At 47.0% G+C, this 12,667-nt stretch carries 17 protein-coding genes and 1 tRNA gene; 5 read left to right on the top strand and 13 right to left on the bottom strand.

Going from position 1 to position 12,667, the window contains the following annotated elements; translation table 11 throughout:
- The first annotated feature begins 7 nt into the window (after positions 1–7).
- From EZJ49_RS06225 to trhA, 4 genes are all read left to right on the top strand, one after another.
- Positions 8–634, top strand: coding sequence for a helix-turn-helix domain-containing protein (locus EZJ49_RS06225; RefSeq protein WP_262555257.1), 627 nt, complete (start codon positions 8–10; stop codon positions 632–634).
- Entirely contained in the window at positions 624–1,634 is a 1,011-nt protein-coding gene (locus EZJ49_RS06220) for an RluA family pseudouridine synthase (RefSeq protein ID WP_262555256.1), read from the top strand. The genes EZJ49_RS06225 and EZJ49_RS06220 overlap by 11 nt, the downstream gene beginning before the upstream one ends.
- Entirely contained in the window at positions 1,631–2,329 is a 699-nt protein-coding gene (pgeF, locus tag EZJ49_RS06215) for a peptidoglycan editing factor PgeF (RefSeq protein ID WP_262555255.1), read from the top strand. Before EZJ49_RS06220 ends, pgeF begins: the two co-directional genes overlap by 4 nt.
- A 107-nt stretch (positions 2,330–2,436) precedes the next feature.
- The gene (trhA, locus tag EZJ49_RS06210) at positions 2,437–3,069 is read left to right on the top strand and encodes a PAQR family membrane homeostasis protein TrhA (protein ID WP_262555254.1); all 633 of its coding nucleotides are present in this window, start codon (positions 2,437–2,439) and stop codon (positions 3,067–3,069) included.
- 48 nt (positions 3,070–3,117) lie between these two features.
- Here trhA and EZJ49_RS06205 read toward each other — a convergent pair whose 3' ends face one another.
- From EZJ49_RS06205 to EZJ49_RS06170, 8 genes are all read right to left on the bottom strand, one after another.
- Positions 3,118–3,645: a hypothetical protein gene (locus EZJ49_RS06205; RefSeq protein WP_262555253.1), complete on the bottom strand. Its 528-nt coding sequence runs from the start codon at positions 3,643–3,645 to the stop codon at positions 3,118–3,120.
- The gene (locus EZJ49_RS06200; RefSeq protein ID WP_262555252.1) at positions 3,642–4,388 is read right to left on the bottom strand and encodes a hypothetical protein; all 747 of its coding nucleotides are present in this window, start codon (positions 4,386–4,388) and stop codon (positions 3,642–3,644) included. Before EZJ49_RS06200 ends, EZJ49_RS06205 begins: the two co-directional genes overlap by 4 nt.
- A gap of 111 nt (positions 4,389–4,499) precedes the next feature.
- A tRNA-Phe gene (locus tag EZJ49_RS06195) sits at positions 4,500–4,575 on the bottom strand.
- A gap of 62 nt (positions 4,576–4,637) precedes the next feature.
- Positions 4,638–5,801: a cystathionine gamma-synthase gene (locus tag EZJ49_RS06190; RefSeq protein WP_262555251.1), complete on the bottom strand. Its 1,164-nt coding sequence runs from the start codon at positions 5,799–5,801 to the stop codon at positions 4,638–4,640.
- A 15-nt stretch (positions 5,802–5,816) separates the two neighbouring features.
- Complete coding sequence (locus EZJ49_RS06185) at positions 5,817–6,863, bottom strand: PLP-dependent cysteine synthase family protein (protein WP_262555250.1); 1,047 nt, start codon at positions 6,861–6,863, stop codon at positions 5,817–5,819.
- Between the two features lie 5 nt (positions 6,864–6,868).
- Complete coding sequence (locus EZJ49_RS06180; RefSeq protein ID WP_262555249.1) at positions 6,869–7,078, bottom strand: hypothetical protein; 210 nt, start codon at positions 7,076–7,078, stop codon at positions 6,869–6,871.
- Between the two features lie 27 nt (positions 7,079–7,105).
- Positions 7,106–7,543 (bottom strand): hypothetical protein, encoded by a 438-nt coding sequence (locus tag EZJ49_RS06175; protein WP_262555248.1) that lies wholly within the window; start codon positions 7,541–7,543, stop codon positions 7,106–7,108.
- Positions 7,531–8,271 carry a hypothetical protein gene (locus tag EZJ49_RS06170; protein ID WP_262555247.1) on the bottom strand — a complete coding sequence of 247 codons (741 nt, stop codon included), beginning with the start codon at positions 8,269–8,271 and terminating at the stop codon, positions 7,531–7,533. The genes EZJ49_RS06175 and EZJ49_RS06170 overlap by 13 nt, the downstream gene beginning before the upstream one ends.
- 147 nt (positions 8,272–8,418) lie before the next feature.
- Between EZJ49_RS06170 and EZJ49_RS06165 the strand changes: the two genes are divergently transcribed.
- Positions 8,419–8,553 carry a hypothetical protein gene (locus EZJ49_RS06165; RefSeq protein ID WP_262555246.1) on the top strand — a complete coding sequence of 45 codons (135 nt, stop codon included), beginning with the start codon at positions 8,419–8,421 and terminating at the stop codon, positions 8,551–8,553.
- Between the two features lie 371 nt (positions 8,554–8,924).
- On the opposite strand, the gene EZJ49_RS06160 is transcribed toward EZJ49_RS06165, so the two are convergent.
- From EZJ49_RS06160 to EZJ49_RS06140, 5 genes are read right to left on the bottom strand one after another with little or no spacing between them, the layout of a single operon-like run.
- A complete protein-coding gene (locus EZJ49_RS06160) occupies positions 8,925–9,575 on the bottom strand; it encodes a hypothetical protein (protein ID WP_262555245.1) in 651 nt (216 codons plus the stop codon).
- 25 nt (positions 9,576–9,600) lie between these two features.
- Positions 9,601–10,446: an MlaD family protein gene (locus tag EZJ49_RS06155; protein WP_262555244.1), complete on the bottom strand. Its 846-nt coding sequence runs from the start codon at positions 10,444–10,446 to the stop codon at positions 9,601–9,603.
- An 8-nt stretch (positions 10,447–10,454) separates the two neighbouring features.
- Positions 10,455–11,174 (bottom strand): MlaE family ABC transporter permease, encoded by a 720-nt coding sequence (locus tag EZJ49_RS06150; RefSeq protein ID WP_262555243.1) that lies wholly within the window; start codon positions 11,172–11,174, stop codon positions 10,455–10,457.
- Positions 11,171–11,950: an MlaE family ABC transporter permease gene (locus EZJ49_RS06145; protein WP_262555242.1), complete on the bottom strand. Its 780-nt coding sequence runs from the start codon at positions 11,948–11,950 to the stop codon at positions 11,171–11,173. Before EZJ49_RS06145 ends, EZJ49_RS06150 begins: the two co-directional genes overlap by 4 nt.
- Positions 11,947–12,633 carry an ABC transporter ATP-binding protein gene (locus tag EZJ49_RS06140; RefSeq protein ID WP_262555241.1) on the bottom strand — a complete coding sequence of 229 codons (687 nt, stop codon included), beginning with the start codon at positions 12,631–12,633 and terminating at the stop codon, positions 11,947–11,949. The genes EZJ49_RS06145 and EZJ49_RS06140 overlap by 4 nt, the downstream gene beginning before the upstream one ends.
- Positions 12,634–12,667: the final 34 nt, after the last annotated feature.

Here is a 12,667-nt window from a genome sequence, read left to right as displayed (position 1 = left end):
AGCTACGATGCAAGCGACGTCTCGATATAACTATTACGAAGTCCTAGAGCTAACGGCCAACGCTCCTCAACACGAGGTGACGACGGCGTATGAGCGTGCTCGTGCCACTTATTCTGGCGACAATCCTGCGATCTATACAATTTTCTCTGAACAAGAGGCTCGCGAGCTTCTTGTGGTGATCGAGGAAGCCTATCAGGTTTTAGGCAATAAAATCCTGAGAACCATTTATGACCAGCGCCTTTTGAGCGGCAGATCTTCTTTGAATGATCTGACCTATGAATCCATTCTGGAAGCCAGCAAACAGGTTTTTCCTGAAGCTAAAACTGAAAAAACAGTTCCGGCCTATCAGAAAGACGACGCTTTTGAAAAAGAAGTGGCGGCCCGCACGGAATGGGATGGCGAGTTCCTTAAAAAGGTTCGCGAATACAAGCAAATCACTGTTTCTAAAATGAGTGAGATCACAAAGATCAATTCCTACTACGTCACTGCCGTGGAAAATATGGATGCCGGAAATCTGCCCGCCATCGTTTTTGTACGTGGTTATGTGGTGCAAATCGCCAAAGCTCTGGGTCTTGACGAGAAAAAGGTCGCAGACTCTTACATGAAGAGCTTCAAGAACAATCTTGGAAAATAAGACCCCGACAACGACCATTAAAGTCACTGCCACCGCAGAGATGAATGGGCTGCGCCTGGATAAGGCCATGGCTCTTATTGAAGAAGTCGGCACCCGTTCCCGCGCTTCTCACCTTTTGGAATCCTCCGTTGTTCTGCTGAATGGCAAGCCCGCGAAGGCTTCCGTTGCAGTTAAAGAAAATGACCTGATTGAAATCCAACTTCCCGAACCGGAGCCCACCGAGCTGCAACCTTACGATTTAAAGCTGGATGTTCTGTTTGAAGACGAGGATCTGATTGTCATCAATAAACCTGCTGGCTTGGTGATCCATCCTGCGGCAGGCCATGCACATGATACATTGGTAAATGCTCTGATTGCCCATACCGATGATCTTTCCATGAAATTTGGTGAAGAGCGCCCCGGCATCGTACACCGACTGGATAAAGAAACCAGCGGCGTACTTGTCGTTGCTAAAAATGATAAAGCCCACGAATCCCTGACCTCGCAATTCAAAGAACGCAGCACCCACAGAATTTATTATGCAGTCTGTCTGGGAACAGCTCGCACTCTAAGTGGCAATATTAAAAGCTTTTTGGCCCGTCATCCGGTGGATCGCAAAAGATATGCTTCTGTTTTAGGTGAAGATCGCAAACCAATCACCAATCAAGAAGATGCTCCGGAAATTGGAAAATGGGCGGTCACCCACTATGAAGTTCTGCAAAGAAAAGGCGGTTTCAGTTACATGAAACTGAAACTTGAAACCGGAAGAACACATCAAATTCGTGTGCATATGTCTGAAAGTGGACTGCCTATTGCCGGAGACATTCTTTACGGTGCGGATCGAAAAATCAAAGGCATCGAGGCCCGCTCTTCACAGGAAGATGTTCGCCAGCTTTCCCGCTTCCTGCTTCATGCAGCCGAACTGGGTTTCACCCACCCCCGCACAGGTGAAAGAATGTTCTTCCAGAAAGATTGGCCGGAGGACATTCAAATCCTTCTTAAAAAATGGGGCTTGGTATGAATCTGAATCAAACTCCATGGGGCTATGAATTACGCACGCCCTATATCACAGCTTTTTTCGGAAATGCCTCTGCCACTTATGCAGATATTCAAAAAGCCTATCCTCAATTTCGCACCGTTCGTCTGAAACAAATCCACAGCGATGCGGTGGTGGAAAGCCCGGACAACTCGCAAGACTATCAGGTTATTGCGGACTCTCACTTTAGCACGACCAAGGATCTGGCCCTTTGTGTGATTACTGCCGATTGTGTCCCGGTTCTTTTCTATCATCACACAACCGGATTGATTGCAGGTGCTCATGCTGGCTGGCGCGGAGTTGCCAACAGAATTATCCCCAAAACCGTGCAAACCCTGGTGGCAAAAGGTGCTGTCGCCTCTGAGCTGGATGTGATTATCGGTCCGCACATTCAAAAGAACAGCTTTGAAGTCGGCAACGATGTTCGCGATCAGATCCTGACCAGTCTGGGACCCTTAAGTGCTCAGGAAAGAGCGGCTTATTTTTCCTCTTTGGAAAACAGCAAGTCTTTGGTGGATCTAAACCTGATCGTTCGCCAACAGTTGGAACAAGAAGGCCTGTCTATGGAGCGCCTTTTTGATCTGCACATTGATACCGTCACCAACAACGAATTCCATTCTTACCGACGGGACAAAGAAAAATCCGGAAGACAAGTCAGCTTCATCTGCCGCACCTCATGAGCTTGCCACAAAAAATCTTATATCTTATTTCTGTACTATGGTTTTGATTCTGCCTTGAAAGAAGTCCCACGGTGGAGCTTTCACTGGTGCAATGCTAAGCTAGACCTATGATTCACAAGATTGAACATGGCGAAAAACTCAATGTCGCCACTCATGCTTTCGGTGCTTTTCTGGCTTTATTGGGATGTGCTCTTTTGCTGGGGCTAGCAGCCCGGTCTCACGATACCTGGAAAATATTTAGTTTCGGAATTTATACGATCTGCACAGTGGGTCTTTATTGTGTTTCCACCATCTATCATGGAACTCGCGGTGAAAGAAAAAAGCTCTATCGTCGCCTGGACTATATCGGCATTTATCTGAAAATCGCGGGAAGTTACACCCCGTATGCCATCTTGGCTTTGCGCGGAACTTTGGGTTGGGTCATTCTGGGAATCGTTTGGAGTCTGGCGGTCGTGGGAATTTTGTGGGAGCTCGTTGCCCCACCCACAACAAATCGTCTGCCATCACTGGCTCTCTACACCATCATGGCTGTCACTGTTCTGCCCGTGATTAAATATCTGATGGATGCCATCCCGTTATGGGGCTTTTTGCTGATTATGGCCGGCTTTATCAGCTATGGCATCGGCATGATTTTCTTCCTGAACGACACCCGCATCAAACACGGCCACGGCGTCTGGCATGTCTGCGTAATGTGCGGAACTGCGTTTCAGTATCTGTGTTTGCTGATTTATTTCACTTAGAGTTAATTTAAAAGACATTCACGGGCTTTCCCTATGAATGTCTTTTATCTAATGGCTGGTAGGCTTGCGTTTTGAGCTTGATGCGGCTTCCGGAACTACTTCCCAAGATATCGAATTGACATCTCCTGACTTCTTATTCACCGCCAGTTCCAAATCTCCGTTCTTACTTTTATAGAACTGCATTCTCGACGTGGAATAGCTCTCTTCAGGTTCCAGAGTAAATTCATACTGATTATATCTATTGAAAATATCCTTCAACTCCGTCCCCGGATCGTTGGATCGGAAGAACCAGTTTGCTGACAATAACTGCGATGTTTTGGCATTAAATATCACTGACAAACGGGTGCTTCTGGGCTCCCCGCCCAAATAGATCCAAACCTCTTCTTCACCTTGAGGCCCTATCATCGCTTTCTTGTCGGGTGAGCCTATTTGTTTTAGCAAAACAGGCTGACTCATTTTCGACCATTCGATCTTTTCAACCTTCGTTAACGTAAGGGACTCACCATCTTTTTTTGCAGGAATTGCGCACGCCGATAGTGCTAGGAGACTGAAAATACATGCACTTACAGTTCTCATTTCTTGCCTCCATTCCTAATTTTAAATTTATCACCGAATCGTCGCTTGATCCAATTATATGCATTCGGGGTCACTTTTTTAAGAGTTTCTGGCTCCACCAGATAGAACTCTATATTATTTGCATAATCCTCTTCAGGGGAATCTCGACCATCGTCCTGTACATATCCGTCAGACCTGGATACATAAGTATTCTTCCGGTCTCTTACAGGCCACCAACTTGTGGACCATCGATAGTCTTCAGCATCTTTATCAGAAAGATCTATATACATTTGATGGGCCAATTCGTGATACAGAACTCTTTGTAAATCATAAGGTTTTTTAAAGGCTGAATCATATATAACCACTACTCCATCTGCCGATGTTGCGGGATTGGGCTCCTGCCTGGATTTGTCAGCCCTATAGATACCGATTATATTTTTACTTAAAAGCTCCTCAGGAGCTTTTTCCAGAATTTCAAGAACCCGTTCCTTTTCATCAATTTTCCAGTCTTTAAACGACTCCTTCGTGTGAGGCCAATCCGTCGGCATCTGGCTTTTAAATCTACCGCTCCAAGAATCGTAGATGACTGATCGCTCCTTGCAGTAGCCCTTTACGTTCGTTGCCGCAAAATGCTTACCATCGGACCTGACATAAGCTCTTCTATAGTGAGGCTTAACCCAATACTGATTCACCGCACATTGAGCCGCTTCAACTTGAGGACTCGCAAAAAAACCTAACGCTAAAATATAGAAAAGGATGTTCATTCGGGGAAAATAACATTTTAAAAATTAAGATGGGAGAACAATTACTTCCGATGCTGGAAACGAAAAAACCCGCCTGAAAGCGGGTTTTGTTACTTTGAACTTTTAGAAAAATGGTGGCTTGAGACGGAATTGAACCGCCGACACAAGGATTTTCAGTCCTCTGCTCTACCAACTGAGCTACCAAGCCACTGGAACTTATGCGTTCAAAGAGACCAAAGGTTTATCTATTGGCCCCCTGCATGTCAACAGTTATGCCTTATCAAACGCAGTTTTAAGGTCCGCGATCAGGTCGTTCAGATCCTCAACCCCCACAGAAAGGCGGATCAAGGAGTCATCAATCCCCAAAGCCTTGCGGTTTTCCGGAGGAACGGAGGCGTGCGTCATAATGGCCGGATGCTCGATCAGGGACTCCACCCCGCCCAAGCTTTCCGCCAATGAAAAGACATTCACGTTTTCCAGGAACTTACGAGCCGACTCCAAGCCACCTTTGATGTAGAAAGTAATCATCCCGCCGAAACCATGCATTTGTTCTTTGGCCAAAGCATGCTGAGGGTGGCTTTCCAGGCCCGGATACAGAACTTTTTCCACTTTTGGATGGGATTCCAGGAATTTCGCAATCGCCATCGCATTTTCCTGATGGGCCTTCATGCGAAGTGGCAGGGTTTTCAAACTTCTCAGAAACATGAAGGAATCAAACGCGCCTTGAGTAGCTCCCATACCGTTGCTTAGGAAGGCCATTTTTTCTGCCAAATCCGCGCGGGAAACAACGACCATACCACCGACAGTATCACTGTGGCCGCCGATGTATTTTGTCGCAGAATGAACCACGATATCCGCACCCAGCTCCAAAGGTCTTTGGAAGTACGGGCTCATAAACGTGTTATCCACAGCCACCAGAACGCCTTTGGCTTTTGCAATCGCCGCGATCTTCTTAATATCCACCAGTTTCAAAGTCGGATTGGTCGGAGTTTCCAACCACACTAGCTTGGTGTTGGGCTTCACCGCTTTTTCAAAGTTTTCAACCTTCGTCAAATCCACGAAGGAAAACTCAATGCCATCGTGTTTTAGGATTTTATCAAACAGACGGAAGGTGCCGCCGTACATATCATCCATCGCAACGACATGGTCGCCACCTTTAAGCAGGTGCAAAACGGTCGTGGTCGCGGCACAACCGGAAGAAAAAGCAAAACCATGTTTGCCTCCTTCAAGGCTTGCCATGCAGCTTTCATAAGCGTGGCGAGTGGGATTGTGGGTGCGGGAATATTCCCACCCCTTATGCACACCCGGAGATTCTTGTACGTAAGTCGAGGTCAAATAAACCGGCGTCATAATCGCGCCTGTGGAAGGGTCCGGAGCTTGTCCGGCATGAATCGCACGTGTTGAGAAACCCAAATTTTCCGTTACTTTTTTCATATCATCACCTGTTTATTACTTTTTTAGATCTGCCAAAGCCTCTTCCGCAGTGACTACGCGGTTGAAGGCACTTTTCATATCAGCTTCAGTCAGGAATTCGTTTTCAACCATCCACTTGTCATTGAAGGCTTTGCTTAAGTAAGCGCGGCCGCTGTCCGGGAAGATCACCACGATATTGGAAGGCTTTTCCAGCTTTTCTGCTGCTTTCATCGCCCCCACCAACGCCAAAGCACTGGATGGTCCCACCAACAAACCTTCTTCCGCCACCAAACGGCGGGTCATTGCAAAGGCTTCCGGATCGGAAACACGCACAAAGCCATCGTAAATATTCAAATGAACGTTGTCAGGGAGCATGTCCTCACCGACACCCTCCACTTTATAAGAGCCCGGTGGATCAACGATCTTTTTATGGTAGTACAGATCATAAAGGATGCTTCCGATCGGATCCGTACAAATCGCCTTCACTTGTGGATTTACTTCTTTAAGATAGCGGGCAATTCCGGAAAGAGTGCCCCCTGTGCCAGCTCCACCCACGATCATGTCCACTTTTCCATCCATCTGCTTCCAGATTTCTGGACCTGTAGTGCGATAGTGACGCTCAGGGTTGTCAGGATTGTGGAATTGGTTCACCAAAAATGCGCCCGGCGTTTCATCAGCGATCTTTTTTGATACGGAATAATGGCTCAGCGGATCTTCCGGGGCCACCATCGGCGTGATGACAACTTTGGCGCCGTAAGCACGCAAAATAGCTCTTTTTTCATCGCTCATTTTTTCTGGCATAACGAAGATGCACTTATAACCTTTTACAGATGCGGCCAGAGCCAGACCCACGCCGGTATTTCCAGAGGTGGCTTCAACGATAGTGCCGCCGGGCTTTAATTGACCGCGCTTTTCAGCTTCCTCGATCATCGCCACAGCCACGCGGTCTTTAATACTGCCGCCGGGATTGAAGTATTCCACCTTCGCGAAGAAAGTGTGTTTAGAGCCCTTGGTAACGCTATTCAAACGCACCATCGGGGTGTTGCCGATCGCTTCCAGAATCGAATTATAAATGTGTGACATGAGAACTATCTTTCTAAGTCTCTTCTTCTGTTGGAACGAAGATAGACTGTGTTCATGGACTGTAGAACCGTATTGATTTGAGTCATGGGGTCCAAGGAATAGGGCATTCCAAGCTCTGTTGTGAGCTGTTTGACGAGCTGACGACTGGGTTGATCTTTCATCAACTCATCCACCAGTTTTTCAAGGGCAGCTTGCTTTTTGTCAGCCTGAGCCATAGGAATCCTCCAACAAAGGGCACTCTATCACCCCCCTCCCAAAGAGTGAAAAAAATTTTGAAGAAGCGGACCAAAAAGGAGCATCAGAAAGGCCGGAAACTGAAAGAGTAATAAAGGAATCAGCAGAATAAACGGCAACCGCGCCACTTTATTTGATATTTCCTCCTGACATGCCTCCACCAACTCTATTTCCAGCTGCAAAAGCACGTTATAAACCGCCTCACCACGCAGTCCGCGCTCCAAAATCTGCAACAAACTGCGCCGATACAGCGAAGAAAGCTGCATCAGGCATGCCTTGGTGTCCTGTCCCTGTTGCAAAAGTGCCAACCACTGCGCAACAACGGGGGCTAAATCGTCTTTTTCGTTTTTTAAATAGGTTAAAACTCCCTGCCGCACAGATTGGCCGCGCTCCACCGCACGTTTTACATCCAACAAAAGCTTTAAAGGGGGTGCTACACCTTCCATTTCATCCTCCGACCGATATAAAAAATGAAAAATAAGCCCGCTACGAACACAATTGTGGAACCGAGCAGCAGACTTTTATGTTTTTGAAATCCAAATTGCGTAATTACAAAGACAAAAAGCGCGAGGTAAAGGGCGGTGACAATTATCGCCTGCATCTTGATCTGCTGACTTACTTGTCCGGACCTACGTCGAAAATCATCGAGCATCTTGTAGTGCCTCCGAAGCGCCTTCACCTGATCCAAACAGCGGTTTTGCGAGCGATCAATATCCCGCAACTCTGACTGAAAACCCTTGAGCAGAGCGGATTCCACGCCAATGGCTTCTTCGGAGTGTTGCAGGGATTCAAAAACTTCCAGCAACTGCAAACGCACCCAACCGCTTTGCGATTCGATGCCCGCATGAAGCGAAGAGCGGAAAGATTTTCCGGTTTGCAAACCCAGAATCACGCAATCAAGCAGCGGAATCAGCGCACTTTGCAGTCGTCGAATCAGGAAAAAACGCAAAAACTTGGGAAAAAACTTTAAAGTTATCCAAAGAATGCCGATGAAAAGCCAGAGCAAGGTGGGTGTTGAGGCAACACATGCGGTGAGAAAGCAGATCACAACAAGGTTCATGATCGAAAAAGATCGAACCCAGTGTTGAGAGAATGCAAAATCCCGCGCCACTGATGAAAGTATTCGGTGAACGAGCGCATGTCCGAACAGCGAAATCGAAAAAACGATGAGCAAAGGGCACCTCCATGAAGCCGAATGCTCGCAAAAAATATGCAAGGTAAATTTTTTGTTGACGTCAGTGGTCGAATTGGGAAAACTTAAAGCAAGTACAGTTTTGTAAGTTAAGAAACAACAACAACGTTTGCATCCTAGGAGGAGCACATGGCAAAGAAAGCAGCAAAAAAAGCTACTAAAAAAGCAGCAGCTAAGAAAACAACTAAGAAAGTAGCAAAAAAAGCTACTAAAAAAGTAGCTAAGAAAGCTACAAAAAAAGCTACTAAGAAAGCTGCTAAGTAGTTTTTCTTAGGAACTAGTTTTTAGTTCTAAAACTAAACCCCAGAGGCAACTCTGGGGTTTTTTTATGCCCGGAAACCCGCCACCAGAGCCACTTTCCAGTCGAAAGATATTTTTCTCTAAAGTTAACAATCGCTTCTAAACTAAAACGAAAAAAGAAGTTCCCCAAACAAAGCGACTTGCAAAGCAAGCAGCGCCAGCGACTCGCAAAGCGATAGCCAAAAACAAAAAGACCAACCCGAATATCAAGGTTGGTCAAAAGAGTTCAGCCGCGAGGCGGAGGGTTTTTTACGAAACGGAGGCGTGCTCCAAGCACGTCGGAGAGAAGTAAAAGGCCCGACAACGAAGTGGATGGACCCTTTTCACCAACCGCCTTAGAAGTAGTACAAGGCGCCTATTGCGCCGGTGGGCAACAGTACAGATCTCTTTACTTCATACATGGCCATCAGTTCTCCAAAGATCGAAACCCCTCGGAAATCGCCTGAAAGCTGATTATATTGAAGTCCAAAGGCTGCATTCACAAAATCCGTGCCAAAACGGCCGGTTCTTTTCTCTTCAGCCGTCAAAACACGGTCCAGAATTCCGGATTCTTTGGCGGCGGACGTACTTCCGTTGGAATTATACCAGCGGGAATATCCGGCAGTCACATAAGGTGCCAGATAGTCTCCGTCAAAGGCATGCTTCCAAGCCAATTGGAAAGAGTTGTAACCATGCCCCGTTCCGAAACCTGCCAAAGCGCCGTCGGCATCTTCAATGTTCAATTCCATGTTGAAACCCAAGGTTCCCAGGGCTCCACCGACAGACAGACCTGCGCCAACTTTTAGTTTATCACGCATGGTTAGAGTGGACGCGAAGGTGTTCCCCAGACGCTCATCGCGCATGCCTTGAACATATTCAGTCTCAATGGAACGCGCTTTTGTGTTAATTGATGTGGAGTCCGCACCCAGATAAACTTCTGCTTGAGCCTGAGTCGCCGCGAAGAATACAGCCGCCAGAGCCGCTTTGCGGATAGATATTTTTAACATAGGACCTCCCTTTGATGCGGAGATCTTAGAAAACGCGGGCTTTTACACCTTCCTGCTGCAAGAACTTGCGGATGGTCGGACCATCCAGAGGTTCCAGCCTGAAAAGAAGCTTATGAACCAGTTCATAAGTCTCTTCTGCCTTCTTCGATCTCATTTTTCCTGTCAAATAGAAAAGAAGCTTATGAACCAGTTCATAAGTCTCTTCTGCCTTCTTCGATCTCATTTTTCCTGTCAAATATGCCACGTCATCGCTGATTTTGATCGCATTATCAAGCAATCTTGCCATTTCTTTGTTCTTGGTGGTTTTATCCAAAAGCACCAGTGTCTTGTTGAAGTTCGTGGTCAATTGATTCAGTTGCTGAATCATACTGGTCACGGAACCTTCATTTTTCTCGACCAATTCGATGATTTTACCGGCTAAACCGTAACCTTGAGAGATCAATTGATCCACACGTGGAGGATCTTCACCACGAACATAGTCACCGGATGAAAATTCGCCGGAATCCACTGAACCCGGAGAGATTTCCAGAAACTTTTCCCCAATCACGCCGGCAAGATTGATGAAGAATTTGGAATCTTTCCGGACACTGGTCCAGGCTTTCTTGTCAACCGTGATGGTCAGGCGCAGTTTGACCTCTTCACCTTCCGCGGATTTGTAACTTGGATCAAATGTGATGGATTTCACTTTGCCCACTTTAATACCCATCACACGAACCGGGGAACCTTCCTCGATACCACCGGCATAGTTGTACATGACATTAAGTTCTTTGGCGTTGGAGAACGGCGAAACAAATCCCATGAAATAGGCAAAGATCACGATCAATACCACCGAGACGAGAGCCAACAAACCGACCTTGGTTTCAACCTTCATACGTTCCCCTAATAAAGATAACTAAAAGTATAGGATAAAATGAAATCAATCACAATGATGGCAATAGAAGACACGACCACCGTATTTGTCGTGGCTCGGCCGACACCTTCCGCCCCCTGCTGACAACGGAATCCGAAATAGCAGGCCACAAGAGGAATCACTCCGCCAAAGCAGGCACCTTTGATCATCGCAAAAATCAGATCCTTGAAATCCACGAATCTTTGCATGGAAGTCAGGAACATGGATGGCGTATATCCCAGATAAAGCTGACTCACCGCCATGGCTGAGAAAATACAAGCCATATTGGCAACAATGGTGATCATCATGCCACCCAAAACGCAGGCCAAAAAACGCGGAACAACCAGATAGTTGACCGGATCAATTCCCAGCATTTTAAGGGCATCAATCTGTTCAGTGATTTGCATGGAACCAACTTCAGATGCATATCCTGCACCCACGCGGGAACTTAGCAACAGGGCGCTGACGATGGCCCCCAATTCACGCAAGATCAGCAAAGCCGCAAAACCCGGCACCATAGAGTCATTTTGAATGACCATTTTCATATGGAAAGAGGATTCCAAAATGGTCACAACGGCGGCAAAACACACGCAGAAGACTACGATCACAAGGCTTTTATTGCCGACAAAATAAAGCTGCTGGAAAAACTCCTTGCGACGAAATGGCGGAGTAAACAGGCCCGTCAGGGTTTCTGCAATCAGGGCGATCATGGTCTGTACCCCCGAATTATAGTCAGAAGAATGTCACCAATAAAGCTGGTCATCCAGTCCATCACGACAATACAAATCATCGTGGTCACAGCTGTTGTCACAACAGAACGGCCGACACCTTTGGCCCCTCCGAAAGTGGTATAGCCCTGATAAGTGCAAATCGTCGCCAAAACCAATGCAAATGTTCCGCATTTGACCAAGCCGGTAAGAATGGAAATCGGACTGACGATCAAAGGAACGTGACGCAGATATTCCTCGTAATTAACCCCGGCAAACAGTTCGCCCATCAGAATGCCACCAAAAACAGACATCGCCAAACCCGCTGCCAATAGGAAGAAGCTGGCCACGATGATGCCGATAAAACGCGGCACGATGATTTCCTGCAAAGGATCAGCTCCCAGACAGCGAACAGCATCAATTTGTTCAGTCACTTTCATGGTGCCCAGTTCCGCAGACGTGAACGCGCCCACTTTTCCACTGAGCATGAAGGCAATTAACAACGGACCAATTTCGCGGAAGGTTCCGCTGGTGGCCAAAGCGCCCAGATACCCCAAGGCGCCGAACTCTTTAAGCTGCAATCCAAACTGGACTGTCATGATCGCGCCCACAAAAAAGCCCGCCATCGCCGTGGTGGGAAAGCTATCCACCGTGACTTTCCAGATCTGTTCAAAGATTTCGTGGGTTTTTAGCTTTTTAAAGAAAATGGTGCGCAGGATCTTTTGCAGGAACATCAACGTTCCACCCATCTGATCCAAAAGAGATATTACTGTTGTCATGCTTCCAGCACCTCTGCCAAAAAGTCTTTTACCAGAGGGTGCTCTGATTTTTTAAGATCATCGGGCGTTCCCAAAGCCACAATCGAGCCTTTATCCAGAACCACAATGCGGTCCGCGATCGCCAAGGCGCAATTCATATCATGGCTGACCACCAAGGAAGTGGTTTTCAACTCACGCGACAAATCCAGAATCAACTGATTCACCGCCGTTGTGGTGACCGGATCAAGACCTGTCGTGGGTTCATCAAAAAGCAGAATGCGTGGTTCTAAGGCCACTGTTCGCGCCAGGCTGACCCGCTTTTGCATTCCGTAAGAAATTTGTGCGGGACGCTTTCTTTCAACACCGTGCAGATTCACCAGACTTAGTGCCTTGGTTACTTTCGCATGAATGACTTCTTCAGAAAGCTGATAGTGACGACGAAGCCCGAAGGCCACGTTTTCATAGACGCTCAATGAATCAAACAACGCCGGATGCTGAAAGACCATGCCGCACTTTTTGCGAATGGGAAGATATTGCTCTTCAGAAAATTTGGAAACCTCTTCGTTGTCGATCCAGATTTCGCCTTCGTCCGGAGTCAGAAGACCGACAAGGTTTTTAAGCAGAACAGATTTTCCTGTCCCGGATGTCCCCAGAATAAAGATAATTTCACCCTCGCGGATTTGCAGATTTAATCCGTTGAGCACTGTCCTTGTACCGAATCTTTTCACGAGGTTTTTG

Origin of the sequence: Bdellovibrio bacteriovorus (assembly GCF_025558485.1) — a bacterium.
Taxonomy (GTDB): domain Bacteria; phylum Bdellovibrionota; class Bdellovibrionia; order Bdellovibrionales; family Bdellovibrionaceae; genus Bdellovibrio; species Bdellovibrio bacteriovorus_G.
The sequence above is the reverse complement of the archived record's forward strand: the minus strand, read 5'-3'. Positions and strand labels throughout refer to the sequence as shown.